Source organism: Turicibacter sp. St.80E1 (assembly GCF_059728495.1).
In genome coordinates, this window is sequence record NZ_AP039386.1 from 2,029,207 (window position 1) to 2,053,377 (window position 24,171).

Here is a 24,171-nt window from a genome sequence, read left to right on the forward strand (position 1 = left end):
TCCTTTCATATAAAAAGAAGATTGGGTTATCCCCAATCTAACTCTTTATTTTATTTAACAGCCTTTTCAAAAAGTTTAATAATTTTTTCAGACTCTTCACTTGTTACATATAAAATATAATTTCCTTTTGTTTTTATTTTATTGTTTTTTACCAATTCATATTGATCAGGTAAATAAGTTGACCATGTAGCTTCTTGATTTGATAAAACTTTTTCATAAGATGATTTAATACTTTCTGTCGCTTTCGCATCTTTTCCTTCAGCAACCATAATTAATTCTGATCTAACATTCATTAAGTTTTGTAAAATATATCCTGACTTAATATCTTCTGGATTAAAAATTCCTTCATACATCGCCATTTCATCTTGATTTGTCATATCGATTAACGCATATCCTGGTAAAACCCCATCTTCTAAACTTACATCGTATGCTTTTGCAAGTTCGGCTTGGATTTGATTAATAACTTCCTTAGGCGATACTTCACCCGAAGAAGGTGTTTCTTGTTTGTCCTTACTACATCCGACAGTTAATACAATCATTAATAAGGCCACTAACATTAACTTTAAGTTTTTCATCTTTGATTCCTCCATGAAGTGATTCGATTTGATTAACAAATTTCTATTCGTTTAATTAGACGATTTATTCATTAATAGTGTTCCATTATTTAAATAAATAATAACATTATTTCCACCCTTTTTTTATTTCTCAATCAAGAATGATCCTTTATCGCTTGTGGATATTCCTTAAACGTCCATCAGTATCTATTAAAGTCCCTTATTGGGTTTACGTAAAAACCTTATAAACAAACACCTTGATTTTATAAATGGAACCCGTAGGGACTTCTTTCTTTGCTAATAAATTTCTCGCACTAGCCTCGTCTATCATTTGATTTATCCTCCGAATAAGTACGATTATTTCATTAAAACGATTACCTTGATCACTTAATCTATAAAAGGAGCAGATAAAAAAAGATCCTTCTCAATGAAACAGGACCTTTTTTGGGGATCATTAAATTTGATAATTTTTTAGGGCAACAGCCAATCTTATTGGATTAACACTTTGCTCCTCCCCTTCAACATCATACTCATAGTTTTTAAATAACCTTAACAAATTAAAAAATAAGTCTAAATCATCATCTAAAACATAAGTTGAGTAGATGTTTTCATCAACCTTCACCACAATCTTTTGACGGACTAAATTTGTTACCTTTGCGTCTGCAACCTGATAGACCAATTCAACCGTTTCAAATTGTTCGGGTAAACTCTTAAGAAAACTAATTAAATTTAAGGCATCTTCATCATAAGGTTTCGGCTCATTCGAATGAATGACAATAGTATATCTAATCAAAACTGGTTTCTTAAACTGACCATTATTAAACTCGATGATGTTAAGTGTTTCAGTTTTTAACATATTCTCCCCCCTTATTCTCTGACGATGCCTACTCCTATAGGCACTACCTCAAACATTATATGCCCCTTCATTTATAAATATGTATCTTACTTATAATTAATAACTATCCACCATATAACCTCTCCTTCTGTAATACATCGCTATCATCCGCTATAACTTTCGTATCCTTAAAGTTTCTCTCCTACTCTCCCGTCCATCAGGGAATTAAGCCTCTTTTCAAATATATGATTTTCTGTTTAATCGATCAATCTAACAACCCTTTAAGTGAAAATATAGTTAAATAATTGGTCTACTATTTATGATAACTATAAAATTCAAATGCCGCTACTAATCTATAAAAAAAGTCAGTATTTCTTTTTAAAAATGAAATACTGACTTTTTTAATTTTAATACTTTTGTCGATCACGTAAGGCCTTTTCGATTTGACGATTAGCATCCTTTGCTTTAAGGTCTTGACGTTTATCATAATTTTTCTTACCTTTAGCAACTCCAAACAATAATTTAGCGTAGCCATCCTTGATATATAACTTTAAAGGAATTAATGAGTATCCTCCCATTTTTTGAACGCCAATTAAACGATCAATTTCCTTTTTATGTAACAATAACTTTCGGGTACGTAACGGATCATGATTAAAACGATTACCTTGCTCATAATGCGAAATATGCATGTTGTGAACAAATGCCTCATTACGATCAATCCTCACAAATGAATCCCGTAAATTAACCTTTCCAGCACGGATAGATTTAATTTCTGTCCCTTGTAGTACAAGTCCCGCTTCAAACGTATCTTCAATAAAATAATCATGCCCCGCTTTTTTATTCTGTGCTATTGTTGATCCCACGCCTTTTGGCATTATTACACCACCTTATAAAAACTTTATTGCTCTACCTTATCATAAGTAATATACTCTACTACTTCAACTGTTGATGAATAAGTCTCCATTAACGCCCTTACTGTCTCAAAGTACTCTGCCTGATCGGAATCAATCAATGGAATAACATCGTATTCTTGTCCAGCTTGTTTTGCATAATTATAAGTTGGCATTAACTGAGGGTTTTCAATCTCGATCGTTGTTACATTTCCAATTGTCGTCTTTTTAATATTAAATTTTAAAATAGCACCGACTAAGCGATCTAAACCTTTTTGTCCAGAAACAAAATTTCCAAGCGAATAAGCAACCAATGTCTTGTTTCCGTGTTGCCCTGTTAATAAATCCACAGGTTGTAAAACATGAGGATGAGTCCCTAAAATAATATGAACTCCTTGATCGGCTAACCATTGAGCTTGTTCTTTTTGCATCTCACTCGGAATATTTGAATATTCAACTCCCCAGTGCATCGATACGACAATAGCATCGGCCACACTTTTCGCTTTTTCTATATCAGAGCGTGCAATTTCATAATCAAATTCATTGGCCAAGTATGGTTTATCCTCTGGTAGACGATGTCCATTAAACCCATAGGAATAAGATAATAAAGCAACTTTAATTCCATTTTGTTCAATAACAGGAATTTGTTCTCTTTTTTCTGCAGAATCCGTCGATCCAGACGTAATAATTCCTTCAAAGGTTTCCCAGTGTTTTTGAGCTGCTAAAACTCCGTCTTCACCTTTATCTAACGTATGGTTATTTGCACGTGAAAACATATTAAATCCAATATTAATTAAATCCCTTGCAATTTCATAAGGGCTATTAAAATTAGGATAACTCGATAGACCAATCTCAACCCCACCAATGTTTGTTTCTTGATTAACAAAGGCAAAATCAGCTGGATCAATATAAGGTTTGACATGTTCAAAAAGTGGCGCAAAGTCAAATGCCTCTCCTTCTACACGGAAATCATTATAAACCGTGTCATGTAACAAAATATCACCAATACCTACCATGCTTGCCTCATAAACATGAATCTCAGGTCCCTTAGAAAAGGTAATTCTAATTTTTTCTTCATAAGGTTCGGCATCATAACTAATAGGATACCCCTGATTTACCTCATTTGAGTATTCTGGTTCATTATATACAACTTGTTTAAAATCAATCAATTGACTAGCGATTAACTCATCTATATATGCTTTAACCTCTTCCTCAGACTGACTCGACACATCTTTTCCTTTAGAAAAGGTTAAAATGACATCGCATTTTTGTTCTTTACCGCACTTTTCTTGTTCGGTAACAGTCCCATAGGCAACTGTATCCGAATAAACAGAGCGGTAATCAATCGTTATATCATTACCCGATTCATAGTGTTTCACACGTTCAACATCCCAACCAACCATGTCTGGTAAGACGAACGATTGGGCTAATACTAATAAACCAACCATGACGAATAAAAATAAGATAACATTACGCCAATTAATTGATTTCAATTTCTTCATCATGACTTTCCTTGCTCCCTTTCAATCGATAACCTATTACTTCTTTTTCAACTTGCCATTTGAAGTAGCATTCGTTTTTTTACGTTTTGGTTTTGGATTTTTAAAGTTAGTATCCGTTGATTTATTCGTTTTACGCGAACGAACAGGACGATAATCACGGTTACCTCCTTTTCTATCACGTGAACGATCCTTTGAGCGCCCTTTACGTGACACTTCCCGTGTATCAATTCGTTTAAATCCGCGTTTTTGACGGCTTTTACTCATTCCTACTAACTGGAAGTCAATCGTACGTTCTTCTTTACTAGCTGCTAAAACGATAACTTTAACTTTATCCCCTATTTTGTACACCGTTTTAGTTCGACGCCCAATTAGAGCCAAATTATCCTCATCAAACTCATAGTAATCATCTGTTAAATCATTCACATGAACAAGACCCTCTACGGTATTTGGCAACTCCACATACATTCCCCACTTAGTGACTGAAGAAATAATCCCTTCAAACTCTTCATCAATAAATTGAGTCATGTATTCCGCCTTTTTCATATCCTCTACTTCGCGCTCTGCATCAATTGCATCCCGTTCACGCTTAGATGTCTGTTCACCAATTTCAGGCATGACCGCTGAATAATAAGCAAGGGTTTCTTTCGATAAATCTTGGTCAAATAAATAACGTCGAATTAATCGATGAACAACTAAGTCCGGATAACGTCGAATTGGGGAAGTGAAATGTGTGTAAAACTCGGCCGCCAATCCGAAATGGCCCAGACTCTCCTCACTGTACCGTGCCTTTTGTAACGAACGAAGCATCATCGTATTAATGGCTGCATGTTCTGGTTTACCATGTACCGCTTCTGTAATCATCTGTAAAGCTTTTGGATGAACATGTTCCTTCGTTCCCTTAATCTCATAACCTAATGCACGTGCTAATTTATAGAAACGTTCTAACTTTTCTGGTTTTGGATGTTCATGCACACGATAAATAAACGGAACATCCATCCAGTGAAAATGTTCTGCCACTGTCTCATTTGCCGCTAGCATAAAATCTTCGATAATTCGTTCCGCGATTTCTCGTTCACGAAGAACCACGTCAACTGGGAATCCATATTCATCCACAATAATTTTTGACTCTTCTAAATCGAAATCGATCGATCCTCGATCATGACGACGTTGACGTAAAATTTGAGAAAGTTCATACATCATTTTAAAAGTCGGAACTAACTCCTTGTAGCGCTCGCATAATTGTGGATCTTCATCAATTAAAATGCGATTAACGTGATTATAAGTCATCCGTTCAGTTGTCTTTATAATAGAAGGGAAAATTTCGTGGTTAACGACTTCACCTTTTGGAGAAATTTCCATCTCACACGTGATTGTTAAACGATCAACCTGTGGATTTAATGAACAAATTCCATTTGATAAACGATGTGGAATCATAGGAATCACACGGTCAACCAAGTAGACACTCGTTCCTCTAAAGAAGGCTTCTCGATCAAGAGGTGATCCCTCAGTCACATAGTAAGAAACATCGGCAATTGAGACTCCTAATAAATAATTCCCATTTTCAAGCATACGAACATGGACAGCATCATCTAAATCCTTCGCGTCATCCCCATCGATTGTAACGATAGTTTCCCCTCGTAAATCACGGCGTCCTTTATAACTATCATAATCAGGTTCACTCGGAATTTGCTCCGCCTGTTCTAATGCCTCTTTACTAAATTCGGGAACAATATCATACTTATACACAACCGATAAAATATCAATTCCCGGATCATTTTTATGTCCTAAAATTTCAGTGACTTCTGCTTTCACCACATTATTCTCTAAATAGTCTATAATACGAACACGCACCTTATGGTCTTTAACAGCACCCTTCGTTTTATTTTTAGGAATTGCCACAACAGCCTGATAGCGTGAATTGTCCGGTTTAACATAGCCAACCTGTTTGATTTCATAATACGTCCCAATAAAATCCGTCATTCCTCGTTCAAGAACCTGAGTAATTTCACCTTCTAAACTATCACCTTTTGAACTTGGTAAAATTTTTACGAGTACCGTATCCTTGTGTAACGCCCCGTTTAAATCCTCACTTCGAACATAAACGTCATCCATATCTTCAATTTCAACAAACCCAAATCCTTTGGGGTGAATAGAAATAATTCCTTTATAATAACCTAACTCACGCGCCAAATCATATCGATCATTTTTTGAACGCACCACGATCCCTTCATCTTCAAGAGATACCATCAATTTAACAAATTCCTTAAAAGACTTTGAATCATCAATCTGTAAATAATCCACTAATTCATCAATCGTCATTGCCTCATAGTGACTCGATCCTAATAACTCTAATACTGTATTGCGCAAATAGCACACCTCCAACTCATAACTTATATTCTATCATAACTCCATAAACATTTAACCATTTTTTACTACGAATAGATAAACTAACCAAAACTATCCTATCACTAGTTTATACAAATAGGTCTATTTTATATCACTATTATTCCCTACTCTAAAAAATTTACCCAATTTTTATAAAAGGAGCTCATCCATTACCTCTATTCCCCTCAAGCTCTACCTTACGAAAAAGAGTTTAACCGCATCCTTAACTTTTAAATCCTATTCATATCCTACTTCATTCAATAAAAAAACTCATATTCATTTTGAATATGAGCCCACAATTATTTCATAAAAACCATTAATCCTAAAACTAAAAAGGCAATTGAACAAATATATGTTGCTCGAACAACGTATACCTCTGCTCCGCGTTCCTTTTGATTTTTAAATAACTCGCTATTACCACCTGAAAGAGAATCACTTAACCCCTGTTTAGAACTTTGTAAGGCTACCAAAATAATTAGGATTACAGAAACAATCATAAATAGAATATCTACTACGCCATATTGAAACATCCTAAACCCTCCTTATACTATAACAAAACTTTATCATATCCAGTATACAATTTCAACCATTATTTAAGGAGAGTCTTAGATAATAAAAATAAATAAAAATAATCATTAAAGAGGGTAAAACATATAACAATAAATTTTTCACTTCTTTTCTTAATAACATATAAGTTAACAAAATAGACTCTAATAAACCGACAATAACTAACAATCGATTCGATGTATCTAAAAATTCAAAAATACTCCCTGATACATAACAAATATCCGCCAATGCTATAATAACGAAATTAAATAGGTTACTTCCTACAATATTTCCTACCGCTAAATCATAATTTTTTAGGCGCACAAGACTTACCAAACTTGCCATCTCCGGTAGAGAAGTTGCTACCCCTAAAAACATGGCCCCAATAAAGGAAGACCCAATTCCACTTATTCGAGCAATCTTGTCTGTAACAACAGAAATAAGTAAACTTGAAACAACAATTACAATAGCAGATAAAATAAATTGATAGACGAGAACCCTGAGCCGGCACGTAACCTTTGGATTTAACAATTCCTGCTCCTCGCCATCAGCAACTAGGCGAATATTGATATAATATAAAATTAAAATAAAAAATGATGTAATTCCAATATGACCTATTCGTCCGGTTAAAAACCCATATAAGTTCAAGAAAATAAAAAAATAAACGAACGTACTCAGCACATTTGTCTTTACATTCAACTGCTTTGTCCAATTAAATAGACGCGATTTAATAAATATTAAATTTCCTACCGCTAAAATAAAAATATTAAAAGCGTTGCTCCCTAAAATATCACCCATTGCTAAATCAGCATTATTTAACACAATGGTAGAAGAAAGACTTGTAATTAATTCCGGAAGGGAAGTCACCCCTGCTAATACGATACCTGCAATAAAGGCTCCACCAATTTTAGTCCGTTTTGTAAACTCATCTACACAAGAAGAAATACGTATGGATGATACAACAACAATGATTGATAATATAAAGTACTGAGTTAATAGCATCCCCATCAAAAGCTCCTCCTACGACCATAACCAAACTCATACATCTAACCGTATGTTATAATAAACTAAAATATGCAGTAAGAGCATTTCCTTGCAACAACAGACAAAAAAAAGTTCGCTAAGCGCGAACTTTTTCTTTTTTCTCTTTCATTAATTCCCACATATATCTTCCGATAATTTTCAAAATACCTGCGATTGGAATAATTAATATCATTCCAATAACCCCAAAAAACTGTCCACCAATCATAATCAACGTAAATACAATAATCGGATGAAAATCAATCGATTTAGAAAAAACAAACGGTTTAACTAAATTTCCCTCAATCACATTCAAGGCTGCAACTCCTAAAATAACATAAATCGGGGTTAACGGCGAAACCATCAAACCAAAAATCGCAGCAGGTATCGTCCCAATAACCTGTCCCACATAGGGGATAATATTTAAAAATCCAATGAGAGTCCCAAAAACAATCGCATTATCTAATCCAATAATTGAAAAATAGATAGAGGCTATAATAGACAGAACAACAGAAACCAATAATGTTCCCGAAACATATGCGGTCACGACAGACTCACATTCTTTAAGCATTTTGAATAGTCGGTCCTGATGATGTATAAGTAATGCCTGGCGAATTCCTCCCCTTATTTCATGAAAATGGCTCAAAATATAGTACAACGCTACCGGTACCAAAAAAACCATTCCTAACACCAAGGTAAAACTACTACTAAATGAAGATAGCCACGGTCCTAAACGTGATAGAAACGATGAGAAAATTTTAATCACCTCAGAGTTTTGAGAAAACAACTTTGTAAAATCATAATGATAAAAATCGATATCGCTTAATTGCCACTTATCAACTAAAAATTGAAGTCTTTCTAATAGGGCAGGAATTCTTCCCATCACCTGCTGGATATTTACAACAAAATAGGGAATAAGGCTAAAAATAGCATAAAAAACAGTTCCTATAATCGTTAAGAATGTTAACCAGACGGAATAACTTCGCTTAATTTTAAATCGGCAAAACAATTCAACGACTGGATTTAATAAATAAGCAAGACAAATTGCAATCAAAAATGGTGACAAAATAAAATTCATGATAGCAAGAGCTGGAGTTAAAATCGGAAAAACTAATTTAATGATATGGATCAATACCAAAATACCGATTAAAATAAGAACCCCATTCAAACAAGCGTAATTGATTGATCCCTTGAAAAACTTCACTGACAATCCCCCTTTTTAAATATATAGCGAGAAGAATAATCTACGCACGCTAATTTCGGCATAAATAATCCACTTTATCCTTTGTAGAGTGTCCTCACCCTTAATCCAATTACAGTATATCCTTTAACACCTACTTGTAGACCTAGCTCCTGCAATAAGCGTTAACCTATCATTCAGATGATAAACTAAAAACCCCCTCTCTTTGTCGGAGAAAGAGAGGGGGCATAAAGTTAATCTAAACTAAAATAATTAAATTATTTTTTTAAGTTATAGAATGATTTAACTCCGTTGTAAACAGCTTGTTCACCTAATTCGTCTTCGATACGTAATAATTGGTTGTATTTTGCAATACGGTCAGTACGAGACATTGAACCTGTTTTGATTTGTCCAGCATTTGTAGCAACTGCGATGTCAGCGATTGTAGCATCTTCAGTTTCTCCTGAACGGTGAGATACAACTGCAGTGTATCCAGCTTTCTTAGCCATTTCAATAGCTTCGAAAGTTTCAGTTAATGTACCGATTTGGTTAACTTTGATTAAGATAGAGTTTGCAACGTTTTTCTCGATACCTTCAGCTAAACGCTCAGTGTTAGTTACGAAGAAATCGTCTCCAACTAATTGCACTTTATCTCCGATTTTTTTAGTTAAATAATCCCATCCAGCCCAGTCGTCTTGGTCTAAACCGTCTTCGATTGAGATGATTGGATATTTAGAGCATAATTCAGCGTAGAAATCACATAATTCTTCAGAAGTGAATACTTTTCCACCTTCTCCAGCTAAAACGTATTTTCCATCTTTGTAGAACTCAGATGAAGCAACGTCCATAGCGATCATTACGTCTTTACCTGGAACATATCCAGCTTTTTCGATAGCTTCTAAGATAACTTTGATAGCAGCTTCGTTTGATTCTAAGTTTGGAGCGAATCCACCTTCATCACCAACTGCAGTGTTTAATCCCATACCGTGTAATACTGATTTTAATGCATGGAATACTTCAGCTCCCATACGGATAGCTTCTTTAAATGTTGGAGCTCCAACAGGCATAATCATGAACTCTTGGAAGTCGATGTTGTTGTCTGCATGTTCTCCACCATTGATGATGTTCATCATTGGAGTTGGTAATTCTTTAGAGTTGAATCCACCTAAGTAACGGTATAATGGTAATCCAACAAAGTCAGCAGCAGCATGAGCAACAGCCATAGATACACCTAAGATTGCGTTAGCTCCTAATTTTCCTTTGTTTTTAGTTCCGTCTAATTCGATCATTAAACGGTCAATTCCACATTGGTCAGTAACGTCCATACCAACTAAAGCAGGAGCGATAACTTCGTTAACGTTTTTAACAGCGTTTAAAACACCTTTTCCTAAGTAACGTGATTTATCTCCATCACGTAATTCAACTGCTTCATAAATTCCAGTAGAAGCTCCAGATGGTACTAAAGCACGTCCGAATGATCCACTTTCAGTTGTTACTTCTACTTCAACAGTAGGATTTCCGCGAGAATCTAATACTTCGCGAGCATATACATCAGCAATATAAGGCATTTAAGACACTCCTTTTTCTAATTTTTTCACACTTCTTATTATAATACATTTTTTTGCATATTAAAGATATTTTTAAATTGAAAACGCTATTTTTTATATTTTTATTCATTCCTACCATAATACTAAAAAAAACGACAAACTCCTTAATTCCCCTTTTCCAAATCAGGTAATTACTTATTATTTCTAAATATCCTCCATTTATACACTTTATTATATCTCTATTAGATATCCTTTATTAAAAATAAAAGTGTCATCTTTAACCAATTAATCCCTCGCTATAAACAACTGATGCGGTAATGTAGAAAAAATCTAAATCTTCTCCTAAAGTAAAGAAATCCATTTTAATGACGATAAAAGCCTTTCAAAAATGAAAACTTAATCATCAACCTGCCGCTCCCTCTTCCCATCCCCTTATTTAATAACCATTGTGGATGAAACAATCGATAAATTCTACAAACCTCGAGATTTTTATTTTAAGTGAAGATATAAAAATTGGCGAAAAAAGCAAAAAAAAATCAGCTTCATCAAGCTGAATCAATCTTTTCATAAACTGGTGCCGGGTGCGAGAATCGAACTCGCGGCTACGCATTACCATTGCGTTGTTTTACCACTAAACTAACCTGGCCATTCACACTATTATTCTAACATATATTTCTAAAATTTCAATCCCCTATCCCATCATTTAGGAGTATTTCATAAAAAACTAAATTTCTTCAACGATCTCATTTATAATAACCTTACTCAATAATAAACCTATCAACCCATTTTGAAAAGGAGACGTCTTAAATGAAAAAAATTATCATCTCACTCCTAATGATTGGAATTCCTCTTAGTCTATACCTCCCTATTACCTTATCGTTTGTTTCAGAAGAATCCGATCCTTTTTCTTCACCTGAAGAAAATCCTTTAGTAAGGGAAGTTTCCCCACCTAGTTCAACGATCACCGAAAATGATCAAGTTTCTGAAACATCATCAGTTCCCGAGTTCACGGTAGATGACTTTTTTACCATTCAAACTCTACAAGAAAAATACGGAGACTCTCTCGCTTCCTTAATCCCAATCGATCCACAATACATTGAATATGATGACCTACGGTACCTAGAAATTCTTCATGTTGGTTTTGATGGTGAGATACACCAAGGAGAACTCATTGTAAATCAGGCGATTGCCGAAGAGGTACTACAAATCTTTAAAGAACTTTATACAATTTCTTTTCCAATTGAAAAAATGAAGGCCATCCATCATTACGATAACTCTGATGAATTATCCATGGAAGATAATAATACAAGCGCCTTTAATTTCAGGATGATTACAAATGGATCTACTCCTTCAAATCACGCCTACGGATTAGCGATTGACATTAATCCTAAAATAAATCCTTATGTGTACGCAAATAAAGTGTTACCCGCAAACGGCGAAGACTATACGGACCGGGGACAGGAGATTCCTGGTATGATTACTGCGGAAAGTGAAGTATGTGAAATTTTCAAAAAATATGGTTGGAGTTGGGGTGGTGATTGGAACCAACCAAAAGATTATCAACATTTCGAAAAAAATATATCTTAAAAGAGCATCGCGAGAAGCGATGCCCTTTTCATAAAAATTATTATTTAATAATTGATTTTCCTGTCATTTCTTCAGGTTGTTTAACATTTAATAATTGTAACATTGTTGGTGCTAAGTCTCCTAAGTTTCCACCATCACGTAACTCAATTCCTTCTTTTGTTACGATGACTGGAACTGGATTTGATGTATGAGCTGTATATGCTCCACCATTTTCGTCCACTAATTTTTCAGCATTTCCGTGGTCAGCTGTAATAATAGCGACTCCACCTTTAGCGATAATCGCATCAACTACTTTACCTAAACACTCATCAACTGCTTCTAAAGCTTTAACTGTTGCATCAAATACCCCTGTATGTCCTACCATATCTGGGTTAGCAAAGTTTAAGATAATTGTATCGTGAATATCCTTATTAATTTCAGCCACACAAGCATCTGCAACTTCGTATGCGGACATTTCAGGTTTTAAATCATATGTTGCAACTTTTGGTGAGTTAATTAATACACGTGTTGCTCCTTCGATTTCTTTGTCTACCCCACCGTCAAAGAAGAATGTAACGTGAGCATATTTTTCAGTTTCAGCGATACGTAATTGTTTTAATCCGTTTGCTGAGATAACTTCTCCGTAAGTATTAGCTAAATCCTGTAATCCAAAAACAACTGGTCCTTTTACAGCATCCCCGTAAGACATCATTGAGATGAAGTAAACATCTTTAGGTCCTTTTGAAGGATCTAATGCTTCTTTACCTTCTTTAGCAAAGCTTGCTACATTTTCAGGGTTAGATAATGCAATTGCAATTTGTTGTGCACGGTCAGGACGGAAGTTAGCGAAAATTACTGTATCTCCATCTTGAATTAATCCGTTTGCATCAACTACAAATGGAACAACGAATTCATCTAAGATATCGTTTTTATATGAAGCTTCAACCCCAGCTTTCGCTGATTCGAATTTTTCACCTGTTCCTTGAGTCATTGCATCATATGTTAATTGAGTACGGTCATAGTTTTTATCGCGGTCCATTGCATAATAACGCCCTGATACAGTCGCAATTTTTCCAATTCCGATTTCTGTTAATTTATTTTCTAATGCTTCTACATACTCTAATGCTGATTTAGGAGCAGTATCGCGTCCATCTAAGAAAATATGTACATACACTTCTTTTGCACCTTGAGCTTTAGCTGCTTCTACTAACGCGTAAATATGCTCATTATGTGAGTGAATTCCACCTGGTGATAATAATCCCATAACATGCACTTTTTTGTTATTTTCTAATGCGTGTGCACATCCTTTTTCAATAACAGGATCATTTTTTAAGTCTCCATTTTTCACAGCTAAGTTAATACGAGTTAATGATTGATAAACGATACGTCCTGCACCTAAGTTTAAGTGTCCTACCTCTGAGTTCCCCATTTGTCCATCAGGTAATCCAACTCCTAATCCAGATGCCTCTAACGTATTATGAGGATATTTATGGAATAAACGATCTAAGTTTGGCATTTTAGCTGCTTGAACTGCATTTCCAGCAGTTTCATCACGTAAACCAAAACCATCTAAAATAATTAATGCTACAGGTTTTTTAGTCATAGTATTTCCTCCTTCGTTCTTATAATAATAGTATACTAAACTTTAATTCACAAGTATACGGATATCAATTTGTAAGCGGTTGTAATTTTTTTCAGACAAAAACATTTTTTATTATTTCTAATTAAATATTTTTTATCCAAGCTTTTCTTATATTCTAAAAAAACCTTATTCATACACATTGTACATGAATAAGGTTTAACTTTTTGTTTCTAATTGGAAACAACTAATAAGAATCATCTCACTTTAGTTTAATTTTGTTCAGCTCGTTTTTGCTGATTTTCACGAATTTCTTCGGCCATTTCTGTTAACTTTCTCATTCGATGATTAATTCCTGATTTTGTCAATTTCATCCCGCGTTGCGTTGCAACTTCACTTAAATACGTTAAATTCTCCTCAGGAAATTCTAGTCTGAGTCTAGCAACATATTGCAAACGTTCCGGCAATGAATTAATTCCGTAAACAAAGTCTATTAGTTCAATATTATCAATTTGGCGCTTTGCAGCAGCAATTGTCTTCGTTTCATTAGCAATCTCGCAATTATTCAAACGATTCTCTGAATTTCTAATATCCCTAAAAATACGAACATCCTCAAAGTTTAGTACGGCATTATATGCTTCAATCGCTCTTAAAAAATCGCTAATTTTCTCGGCCTCTTTAATATAAGTAATATAACCCTTCTTTCTTTGAAGAACACGAGCATTTAAGTCAAAAACATTAAGCAGATCCTTTAAATCCTCTGCATGCTCTTCATCAAGCGTACAAATTTCAAAATGATAAGAGGAGGTCTCCGGATTATTTACTGATCCACCTGCTAAAAAAGCTCCACGTAAATAAGCTCTTTTACAGCAATCATATTCTATTAAATGTTTAGCAATTCCTAAAACAAAGCCGGTATCTGACATAATCCCTAACTCCGTCGCAATTTCGCGGGCATTTTTCTTAATACGAATAATATAAACATTATTTTTCTTAAGTTGCATTTTTTTTCGAGATAGTAAATCTACCTCTGTATCAAACAATTGCTTAATTAATTGTAAAGTTCTCCTGGCAATCGCAGCATTTTCGGTCGCAAAGTCCAAAACTAAACCTTTACTCGATAACGAAATCACACCGTTCATCCGAATCAATGCCGATAATTCAGACTTTGCACAACAATCATCTGATTGTATTTGAACTAATTCTTTTTTTGTTTCAGAAGCGAATGACATGGTATCACCCCTCCCTTTTTTCCTCGATATCTAATAGTAGCGAAAAGATAGTTGCCGCTACTTTTTTAGCGTTATGGCGTACCTCCCCTACACTGTTATATGAAACTAAACGACTTTTAATAATCTCAATATTCATTTCTTGAAGATTACATTCATCGATTATAACAATATCCGATTTTTGATCATAATAACGCTCATATGTCTCAGTATCAAGTTCCTCATCGTTCACAATAATCTTATCAACAAAGCTTGCACCTGCATGTTCATGAAGCGCACGCACATGATCAGAAGCCGTATATCCATTTGTTTCACCGGGTTGAGTCATAATATTGCAACAATAGACACATTCAGCAGATGTTTTAACCAAAGCATCAGAAATCTCACTAAATAATAAATTAGGAATAATACTTGTATATAAACTTCCTGGACCAAGTAGAACTAAATCGGCCTCCATAATAGCTTCAACAGCCTCTTCAAGTGCCCTTGCATCCTTTTTAGTATAATAAACCCGTTTAATTTTTTTATCAACAGTCGGGATAAGTGATTCGCCTTGAATGATTGTACCATCATCATACTCCGCACACAAGCATAACGGAGTGTTACATACTGGTAATACGCATCCTCGAACTTTTAATACTTCGCTCAACTTTTGAATAGCAGATGCAAAATCTCCAGTAATATTGGTCATCGCTGCGATTAATAAATTTCCGGTAGGATGTCCCGCCAAATCGGTTTGACCAGTAAATCGATATTGAAATAACTCCTGCACAAGAGGCTCTACCTCTGATAAAGCTACGAGTACATTTCTAATATCCCCCGGAGGGGGAACATCGAAATCCGTTCTCAAACTTCCCGAACTCCCCCCATCGTCGGCTACTGTTACAATAGCAGTTAAATCAATAGGATATCGTTTTAGTCCCCTTAATATCGTTGAAAGGCCCGTTCCCCCTCCAATAACCGCTACTTTTAAATCATATTCTGCCATAATGCTTCCCCCTACTTTTTATACGCACGATGAATATCCCGATGTGTGGCATTCGTCGCATAGTCATGTTCAAATGCGTGAGATAAATACTCCGCAATTGCCACTGATCGGTGTTGTCCACCCGTGCACCCAATTCCTATAATAACTTGAGATTTTCCTTCCGCTTTATATTTTGGAATTAAAAATTGCAATAAATCAGTCAATTTCGATAAAAATGTTGTGGTCTCCTCAAACCCCATGACATACTCATAAACACTTTCATCAAGCCCGGTTTGTGGACGCATCTCCTCAATATAAAATGGATTAGGTAAAAATCGAACATCGAACATAATATCTGTGTCAATCGGTGTCCCATGTTTAAATCCAAACGACATAAATGTTACGCTAAAATAATCCTTATCGATATTCCCATACTTCGTAATGATTTGTTTCTTTAATTCTTTTGCTGGTAAACCCGTCGTATCAATTTTAAAATCAGAAATATCAAAAATAGGTTTTAGTAATTTACGTTCCTTATGAATTCCATCTAATAAGTTGGTATCTCTTGATAACGGATGTGTTCGACGTGTTTCCTTATATCGCTTCACTAACGTCTCATCATTCGCATCTAAGTATAGAACATGAACATTCACATAGTGACTATCTTGTAAAAAGTATAACATCTCATCGATAGAATCAAAATCCAATGAACGTAAATCAATAACCACCGCTAAATTAACTACATGTTCACTGGTCCCCATAATTAAATCTGTTAATTTAGGTAACAGTTTCGGTGGAAAATTATCAATACAATGATAACCAACGTCTTCGAGACTATTTAAAACGACACTCTTCCCGGCACCACTCATTCCGGTTACAATTAATAAATTAATTTTCTTCATCTAAGCACACCCCTTCATTTTCATTCGTTAACTTAAAACTTCTTTATCCTCAACATCGTAACTTGATATAACCTTAATTAGTTCATAAGTCGAAGTATAAAACTGTGTCGATACGATGGGTTCATCGTGATGAATTAAATGCTTAATGATAAAACGATCACCTTCAAACATCGGTAAATGATCTAACTCACCTACATCATGCCACTTTAAAATGCCTTCGCGATTAACCTCTTGTAATGAGCCATCGGCATCGGTCCCTTTAATTGTGTATAACATCCATTCCTTTTGTCCTTCAGCCTCTTCGACTACAACCGTCGTCACGGCACCAAGGCTAACGTGCTGTAATTGAAGGCCAGACTCCTCAAAAAATTCCCTTATTCCCGTTTGAATAACATTTTCGCTAAATTCGGCTTTCCCACCTGGTAAAAACCATTTTTGACGACTTTGTTTAAATAACAACAATATTTTGTCATCTTTTAGCAATAAACTGTTTACGACACGCATTATTCCACCCTCTTCCACTATCGCTATTATATCACACATCCGAGCGAAATAGGAAAAATGATATTGACAACGTTGATTCTAACAACTCTATATTATATGTCGGTATCCTACTTTTAATCTAAAAAAAAGAATAACTATTTTCGATTACCTACAATCCCATTTTAATCTGTACCCTTTGTCAAGGACAAAGAAAAAAACCTAAGCAACTTGAAGCTGATTTCTGTATCCTACAGGAGTCAGCTTTTTTAAATTCCATTGATATCTAAAGTTGTTATGATAATCTATATATTCTTCAATTTCAATGAGTAAATCATCAAATGTCAGTTGATTGGTTATATCTGCTTCATCTTTTAGATGCCCAAAAAATGATTCTTGTGGAGCGTTATCCCAACAATTCCCCTTCCTAGACATTGATTGTTGAATTCCTAATTCCTTTAATTGATTCGAAAATTGCGGACTCGTATAATGCACGCCCTGATCGGAGTGAATAATCGTTTCCTTCGTTAATTGGACAGTCGGATTTTCTTGAAGTTGGTTCAGTGTTTGGAGAACAAAATCTATCTTTAAATGCTCACTTAATTGAAAAGCTAAAACTTCATTTGTTGCACTATCTAAGATGGTCGAGAGATAGGCAGTCTGACCCTTTCCATATTTTAAATAAGTGATATCGGTTAATAGAACTTTATAAGGTTCTAATGGCCTAAATTGACGATTAACAAGATTTGGACAGACACGATGTGCTTGTGTCGCTTTAGCGAGTTTACGATAGGGATTGCTTCGACGAACTTGACTCAATAGTCCATACTTTTTCATGATTCGATGAATAGATTTTAGGTTAAAGATAATGTTGAATTCCCCTTTAAGAACCATCGCTACTTGGCGAATTCCCTTGTTTTTTCGTCCCTTAAAACAAATGGCCTTTTGAATAACTTCTAAACGATGTTGTTCCTCCTTTAATCGCTTTAAACGAGCTTCTTCAGCACATAACGAAAAATAACGATAATAACCTGATCTTGAAACACCAAGACTATCGCATAAATGAGAAATTAAAGATTTAAATTTAGTTGATGTCTGATTCACTACTTGATGAATCATTTGAAACTTTACTTCTTTAGAGACTATTCGAGCATTTTTCTCATGAGTCTCAACTTTTTTAATAATTCGTTCTCAATCTTTAAAACTTCTAATTCAGCCTGCGTGCGTAATAATTGTTCTTCTAGCGTTAACTCTCGTTTTAGGGACCTTCCAGAATTCTTAGTACGACTATCATCCAATCCTAATGGGCCCTGGGTTTTAAAGGCTTGTTTCCAACGTTTAGCTGCAGAATTCACACGCTGCATGCCAAGCACCGTAACATTAAATCCATAGTATTCGAATATCTCTCGCGGAAACTTTCCTTTCTCGCTCATCATAATAAAGTTCTCCTTAAATTCTTTCGTATAAGTAATCCCTTTTTCAGATACTGACTTAACATATTCGTTTTGTTTGAGTTGTTCAATCTCTTGTGGTGTAAATAACTTCTTGCTCATTTAAAATCCTCCTAAAATCTAATAGTTAATATTATAACAAAAAGGCCCTAGAAGGTAGACTTTTTTTATTTGTCTACTCTCTAGGGTACATTTTACTTTTTTATTAGTATTAGTTATCTTAATTTCGTTTCAATATATTTAAATGCCGACTGCGCTGCAATGGCACCGTCATTTACAGCAGTAACAACTTGACGAAGTTCTTTACTAATAACATCTCCCGCTGCAAAAACTCCCGGAACCGGTGTCATCATTGAATGGTCCACTACAATATATCCAGCCTCATCTGTCACTTCTAACTCTTTAATCATATCAGTGATTGGGTCTAGACCAATATAGATGAAGGCACCGTCTGCTTCAATACTAGATACTTCATCTGTTTTTACGTTCTTAACCTTAACTCCGCCTAACTTTCCATCTTTATTTACAAACTCTTCTACAACGGAATCCCATACGAACTCAATTTTGTCATCTGCGAAAGCTCTTTCTTGTAAAATCTTTTGTGCACGTAGCTCATCACGGCGATGAATAACAACAACCTTTTCAACAAGTCCCGCCAAATAAATAGCTTCCTCAATTGCGGAATCACCCCCACCAATAACGGCTACTTTTTTCCCACGGAAGAAAGCACCATCACAAACCGCACACCAAGAAATACCGCGGCCAGATAACTCACTTTCTCCTGGCACATTCAATAATCGGTGTTTAGTTCCCGTTGCCACAATAACTGTCTGTGCTTTAATATGATGATCCCCACAATCAATAATCTTAATGTCATCATCACCTAAACTAATATTCTCTACATTGCCATATGCATATTCAGCCCCAGCCGCTTGAGCGTGTTCAAACATCTTCATCGATAACTCAGGACCCGAAATTTTTTCAAAACCGGTATAGTTCTCAATCTCAAATGTATTCACCATTTGCCCACCCGGTGCACCTCGCTCAATCATTACAACTGATAAACTTGCACGTGCCGCGTAAATTGCAGCAGTCATCCCTGCTGGCCCCGCGCCAATAATAGCTAAATCATAAATCTTTTCCATTCTATATCCCTTCCTTTTTAACAATATCAACTAATTCCTTTGCCTCATTAATTATATAAGTCGGATGATACGTTTTCAAATAATCCGAACCTCGCATTGCCCATCCTACCGCAACACTCCTCACACCTGCAGCATGAGCACATTCAATATCATGCGAATTATCCCCAACCATTAAACATTCATCAACCGAAAAATGATAGTAATCTAACACGCGTTGAATTGGTTCCTGATGTGGCTTAGGATTTGTTACGTCGTCAGATGACACAATTAAATCGAAAAATGAGAGCAAATTCAAATAAGATAATCCCTTAATCGCCATGTCACGTTTTTTTGAAGTCACAATGACTAATTTTAATCCCATTTCTTGAAGCATCTGCAACATCCCGACAATTCCCGGAAATGCCTCAATCATCTCATCATGATCTTGTTGATAATATTTACGATAGCAATGAACAAATTGCTCCGCATTATCTTGAAAATACTTCTCACCCGTTTGATGAAGAGTCGGACCGATACAGTCCATAATTTCCTCATCACTTAATACACGATGACTCATTAATTCCGAAAATGCCTGTCTAAAAGAATTAAAGATCAGGTGATTTGTATTAACTAACGTTCCATCCAAATCAAATAAAACAGCCTTTAACATCCCTTCTATCACACCTCCTAAATAGATTGAAATCTCATCGATTCCAAGACTTATGATTTATAAAAGCTCCTATATGAAATTAATTCCTTCTTCATCATGCGACGTCCAATCACGATAGAAAAAACAACAAGGATAATCATTAATGAAATAAACTGTGCTACCCTGATGGAATCTGTTAACATTAGACTATCTGTTCTCATTCCTTCAATAAAATAACGTCCAACCGAATACCAGATAGCGTAAAAAGCCGCAATCTCTCCAACAAGTACACGAGATAGTTTACGGAGAATAAAAATAATAATTAAAAAACCTATTATATTCCATAAAGATTCATATAAAAATGTTGGATGATAATATACCCCATTTATATACATATTATTCACAATAAAATCAGGAATAAATAAAGATTTTAAAAACTCCCGTTGAGCATCTAACGTTGATCCGGGAACTGCTCCACCGTGCGCCTCTTGGTTCATAAAATTACCGAAACGCCCAAGTGCCTGCGCAATAAGAAAGCTTGCCCCTGCGATATCAGCGACTAGCCAAAAATTAACCTTTCTCTTTTTACAAAACATATAGCCAAAAATGACTGCTCCAATTACTCCACCATGAATCGCTAATCCACCTTGCCAAATTTTAATAATATCGCCTGGATTAGCTAAATAATAATCAAGACTAAATAAAACATAGTAAAGTCTAGCACACACAATTGAGATAGGTAATCCATAAGTAACGAGATCATAAAAAAACTCTGATCCAATTCCCATTCTCTTCCCTTCACGCACTGCTAAAAAGAGGCCTAAGCCAACCCCTGACATGATAAAAACAGCATACCAATAAATCGTAAGTGGGCCAAGTTGCAAAAATACTCTATTAAGCGGTTCAATTGTTGAATGATCCAATACCCTTCCTCCATTCTATCTGATTTGAAAAGTGAGGATAACTCATCCTCACTTTTTAATGATTACTCTTTGACTGAATAAACTGATTTAATTGATTAGTAAATGCTTCTGCCGCATTATACCCCATTACCTTTAACCGATGATTCATAGCAGCAACTTCAATTAATGAAGCAATCGAACGTCCCGGACGAACTGGAATCGTGATTTTTGGAATGTCCGTATTGAATAAGCGAGTCGTCTCATCTGACAAACCAATGCGATTATATATTTTTTCATTATTCCAATCTTCTAGTTCAATCATTAAAGTTACACGTTTCTTATGACGGTAAGCACGCGCCCCAAACATCTCAACGACATTGATAATTCCGATTCCACGTACCTCGATAAACTGTTGTAACAATTCTGGAGCACGCCCTACTACTAAACCTGGTTCTTTTTCAAAAATATCAACACGATCATCTGCAATTAACTGATGTCCACGATGGATTAACTCTAACGCAGTCTCACTTTTCCCAATACTACTTTTACCTGTAATTAAAACACCGATTCCATTGACGTCCACTAATACTCCATGAACTGACTCGATAGGAGATAATGCCTCCTCTAAATAGTTAGAAATAGATGTAAATAAAACGGTCGTTTCTTTTGCACTTCTTAAAAGTGGAACCCCTGTTTCCTCAGAAAGTTCAATCATCTCTTGTGGAATATTGAAATTTTTTGAAAACACAATGACAGGCGTTTCCTCAGTGAATAAAACACGGGCTCTTTCACGTCGAACCTCGCTATCGAGCGACTCTAAGTATAACCATTCCTTAGTCCCAATAATTTGTACACGACGCTTCGCACTATCTCTAAAGTACTCAACAACACCTGTTAATTCCATTCCAGGACGTGACAACATCTGCTCTGTAATCGGACGATTCAATTTATCCTTCCCTGTCACGATCTCTAGCTCTAATTCCGCTACTAAATCTTCAACTGTTACTACGTTCATCAACTATTCACCACCAAATTATAATATAAACTAACCAGCCTCACGGATTGTTTCCAAAGCTTCCTTTAATAAATAGGGATTAAATTCTTTCAATAAGATAGAATGTACATGAATTAGACTAAAAAATTCCCCCAAACACGATTTCCCTTCAATAGTCTGTAACCGACTCCAACAATTCATTCACCATTCTAGTAAATAATCTAGAAGTTGGAATAATGACAAATTCACTCTGCAATGAAAATACTTTATATTAAAGTAAAAATAAAATCATCTTCAACAAACCTTCGTATTAATTATACCTCTACTGAATGATTGCTATTAAGAATATGCTCCCTCTACTCATAAATAAATGAATCTGACTAATTATTCTGAACACGCTATCTAGAAATTATCTTCCTCTTGAATTTAACTTAGGAATGCTTATTTTTAAATATTGACCTACTTTAACCTTTAAATCATCTTTATAAAACAAAGAAGGATCTTTCTTTAATCCAGATCAATTTAATATAGTTCGCGCCAATAATCTAATTCTATTCTATCATAAACTTTTAGTAATTGTTGTAAATTAGATTACTTTTTTACAGATGTCTCTTAATAACAAAAAAAGGTCTCCTGACTTTAACCGATCGACGTTAAAATCAGAAGACCCTTTTCATACTATTTACGCAACGACGTTTCTCGCCTTTTATATGACTTCAGCTAATGACCTAAATTATTGATTGTCGTAAGAACTTTCACTAACTGTCCATCCCTCTACAAGCATATAAAATTTTGATGACGATTACGTTTCGTAAACGAAAGATTACCAGCCCAATCTGAGGACTTTAGTTTGTTTGTATTTGCGGCCAAAATCCCATGGATTTGTATTGACCAATAAATCTAAATCATTTCCGGTAACAGCACCACCGCGATCTAAAACAATCGCTTTACCGATTCCGTCAATGTCTACGATTGTTCCACATGGATAATCTTTTCCAGCGGCAACAATCCGAACTGAACCATATGTACTATCATTATAGTAAATGGTTGAGCTAATATCTGTGTATGGTTTACACGCCACTCGTGTTCCACATCCTGCACAATGAATATCATAGGCAGTCATATTAGCAACGAAAGATGTAATTGGACCCGTTCCAATTGCAATCGTTTTGGTTTGACCTTCGTCAACCACATTCGTCTTTACTTCAGTTTGTTCGATCTGTTCTCCATTCTTATAAACCTTTTCGATGACGCGTTCGACTACTTTTGGCGAACCTTCATTCCATACTTCTTGTTCCCCTTGTGGAATGTCCTCCGTGTAAACATACTCTGTATCTAAATTAATTTCTTCAAATACGGATTCATATGCTTTTTCTACACGTGTAATTTCAATTTCCATATCTCCCTCAACCAAAGAAGATTTATCGACTGAAATTTCATCTGTTGAACTAAGTTCAATACTACGTTGTTTTAATACATCATCTACTGTTGATTCTGTTGTCATGACTAAAGTTTTGATTCCACCATCATTAATAACGACTGACTGGGCACGATTAATCTCAATGTCCATTCCATCGTAAATTTCTTCATCAAAACTTACATTCATATCATCAAAATTTCCAACTCTTATTCCTTGCTCTTTTAACAAGGCATCCACCGTCTGTTGATATGTGGTGAATGTATTCAGCTCTCCGTTATCATTGATGTTTACTTCCTTCAAGTTGGATTGCATGACAGCGTAGATTCCAACTACAATTACGCATAATGACATAATAAATGCAATTAGATCTCGTTTCATCTCATGCGCCTGTTGCCTAAAACAAATCCTAACGACTTTCATCGATAGCCCATTTTAGCAACAGTTCACCT

Annotated in this window: 21 protein-coding genes and 1 tRNA gene; 1 reads left to right on the forward strand and 21 read right to left on the reverse strand. The window is 35.2% G+C overall.

What is annotated here, in order from left to right:
• Window positions 1–50 precede the first annotated feature (50 nt).
• The 10 genes from AC6I0I_RS09740 to AC6I0I_RS09785 form a co-directional block, all read right to left on the reverse strand.
• Complete coding sequence (locus AC6I0I_RS09740; protein WP_161831811.1) at window positions 51–575, reverse strand: DUF4358 domain-containing protein; 525 nt, start codon at window positions 573–575, stop codon at window positions 51–53.
• Between the two features lie 433 nt (window positions 576–1,008).
• Window positions 1,009–1,410, reverse strand: coding sequence for a hypothetical protein (locus AC6I0I_RS09745; protein ID WP_161831810.1), 402 nt, complete (start codon window positions 1,408–1,410; stop codon window positions 1,009–1,011).
• A gap of 386 nt (window positions 1,411–1,796) precedes the next feature.
• Window positions 1,797–2,264 (reverse strand): SsrA-binding protein SmpB, encoded by a 468-nt coding sequence (smpB, locus tag AC6I0I_RS09750; RefSeq protein WP_161831809.1) that lies wholly within the window; start codon window positions 2,262–2,264, stop codon window positions 1,797–1,799.
• A 23-nt stretch (window positions 2,265–2,287) separates the two neighbouring features.
• Entirely contained in the window at window positions 2,288–3,784 is a 1,497-nt protein-coding gene (locus AC6I0I_RS09755) for a CapA family protein (RefSeq protein WP_262953487.1), read from the reverse strand.
• Window positions 3,785–3,817: 33 nt separating this feature from the next.
• Window positions 3,818–6,148, reverse strand: coding sequence for a ribonuclease R (gene rnr / locus AC6I0I_RS09760; RefSeq protein ID WP_161831807.1), 2,331 nt, complete (start codon window positions 6,146–6,148; stop codon window positions 3,818–3,820).
• Window positions 6,149–6,465: 317 nt separating this feature from the next.
• Window positions 6,466–6,696: a preprotein translocase subunit SecG gene (gene secG / locus AC6I0I_RS09765; RefSeq protein ID WP_161831806.1), complete on the reverse strand. Its 231-nt coding sequence runs from the start codon at window positions 6,694–6,696 to the stop codon at window positions 6,466–6,468.
• Between the two features lie 52 nt (window positions 6,697–6,748).
• The gene (locus AC6I0I_RS09770) at window positions 6,749–7,720 is read right to left on the reverse strand and encodes a sodium:calcium antiporter (RefSeq protein WP_262953488.1); all 972 of its coding nucleotides are present in this window, start codon (window positions 7,718–7,720) and stop codon (window positions 6,749–6,751) included.
• 112 nt (window positions 7,721–7,832) lie between these two features.
• Window positions 7,833–8,936 carry an AI-2E family transporter gene (locus tag AC6I0I_RS09775; RefSeq protein ID WP_161831804.1) on the reverse strand — a complete coding sequence of 368 codons (1,104 nt, stop codon included), beginning with the start codon at window positions 8,934–8,936 and terminating at the stop codon, window positions 7,833–7,835.
• A 254-nt stretch (window positions 8,937–9,190) separates the two neighbouring features.
• Window positions 9,191–10,480, reverse strand: coding sequence for a phosphopyruvate hydratase (gene eno / locus AC6I0I_RS09780; protein ID WP_161832335.1), 1,290 nt, complete (start codon window positions 10,478–10,480; stop codon window positions 9,191–9,193).
• Window positions 10,481–11,031: 551 nt separating this feature from the next.
• Window positions 11,032–11,105: transfer RNA gene (locus AC6I0I_RS09785), tRNA-Thr, on the reverse strand.
• A 161-nt stretch (window positions 11,106–11,266) separates the two neighbouring features.
• On the opposite strand from AC6I0I_RS09785, the gene AC6I0I_RS09790 reads away from it, so the two are divergent.
• Window positions 11,267–12,046: a M15 family metallopeptidase gene (locus AC6I0I_RS09790; protein WP_161832334.1), complete on the forward strand. Its 780-nt coding sequence runs from the start codon at window positions 11,267–11,269 to the stop codon at window positions 12,044–12,046.
• Between the two features lie 40 nt (window positions 12,047–12,086).
• Here the strand turns inward: AC6I0I_RS09790 and gpmI are convergent, their stop codons facing one another.
• The 11 genes from gpmI to AC6I0I_RS09845 all read right to left on the reverse strand — a co-directional run bounded on the left by gpmI (window position 12,087) and on the right by AC6I0I_RS09845 (window position 24,142).
• On the reverse strand, window positions 12,087–13,628 hold the full coding sequence (gene gpmI, locus AC6I0I_RS09795; protein WP_161832333.1) for a 2,3-bisphosphoglycerate-independent phosphoglycerate mutase: 1,542 nt from the start codon (window positions 13,626–13,628) through the stop codon (window positions 12,087–12,089).
• Between the two features lie 248 nt (window positions 13,629–13,876).
• Window positions 13,877–14,836, reverse strand: a complete 960-nt coding sequence (gene whiA, locus AC6I0I_RS09800) for a DNA-binding protein WhiA (RefSeq protein WP_161832332.1) — start codon at window positions 14,834–14,836, stop codon at window positions 13,877–13,879.
• Window positions 14,837–14,840: 4 nt separating this feature from the next.
• Window positions 14,841–15,821, reverse strand: coding sequence for a gluconeogenesis factor YvcK family protein (locus AC6I0I_RS09805; protein ID WP_161832331.1), 981 nt, complete (start codon window positions 15,819–15,821; stop codon window positions 14,841–14,843).
• Between the two features lie 11 nt (window positions 15,822–15,832).
• Window positions 15,833–16,702 (reverse strand): RNase adapter RapZ, encoded by an 870-nt coding sequence (rapZ, locus tag AC6I0I_RS09810; protein WP_161832330.1) that lies wholly within the window; start codon window positions 16,700–16,702, stop codon window positions 15,833–15,835.
• Between the two features lie 27 nt (window positions 16,703–16,729).
• Window positions 16,730–17,206 (reverse strand): NUDIX domain-containing protein, encoded by a 477-nt coding sequence (locus AC6I0I_RS09815; protein WP_262950709.1) that lies wholly within the window; start codon window positions 17,204–17,206, stop codon window positions 16,730–16,732.
• 198 nt (window positions 17,207–17,404) lie between these two features.
• A protein-coding gene (locus AC6I0I_RS09820) for an IS3 family transposase (protein WP_411040339.1) occupies window positions 17,405–18,735 on the reverse strand; the annotation gives its coding sequence in 2 pieces (ribosomal slippage) (window positions 17,405–18,331 and window positions 18,334–18,735; 1,329 coding nt in all).
• A 113-nt stretch (window positions 18,736–18,848) separates the two neighbouring features.
• On the reverse strand, window positions 18,849–19,778 hold the full coding sequence (gene trxB / locus AC6I0I_RS09825; RefSeq protein WP_161832328.1) for a thioredoxin-disulfide reductase: 930 nt from the start codon (window positions 19,776–19,778) through the stop codon (window positions 18,849–18,851).
• Window position 19,779: 1 nt separating this feature from the next.
• The gene (gene ppaX / locus AC6I0I_RS09830; RefSeq protein ID WP_161832327.1) at window positions 19,780–20,427 is read right to left on the reverse strand and encodes a pyrophosphatase PpaX; all 648 of its coding nucleotides are present in this window, start codon (window positions 20,425–20,427) and stop codon (window positions 19,780–19,782) included.
• A gap of 50 nt (window positions 20,428–20,477) precedes the next feature.
• Entirely contained in the window at window positions 20,478–21,329 is an 852-nt protein-coding gene (lgt, locus tag AC6I0I_RS09835) for a prolipoprotein diacylglyceryl transferase (protein ID WP_161832326.1), read from the reverse strand.
• A gap of 55 nt (window positions 21,330–21,384) precedes the next feature.
• A complete protein-coding gene (gene hprK / locus AC6I0I_RS09840) occupies window positions 21,385–22,323 on the reverse strand; it encodes an HPr(Ser) kinase/phosphatase (protein WP_161832325.1) in 939 nt (312 codons plus the stop codon).
• Window positions 22,324–23,125: 802 nt separating this feature from the next.
• Entirely contained in the window at window positions 23,126–24,142 is a 1,017-nt protein-coding gene (locus tag AC6I0I_RS09845) for a resuscitation-promoting factor (RefSeq protein ID WP_237658955.1), read from the reverse strand.
• Window positions 24,143–24,171 lie beyond the last annotated feature (29 nt).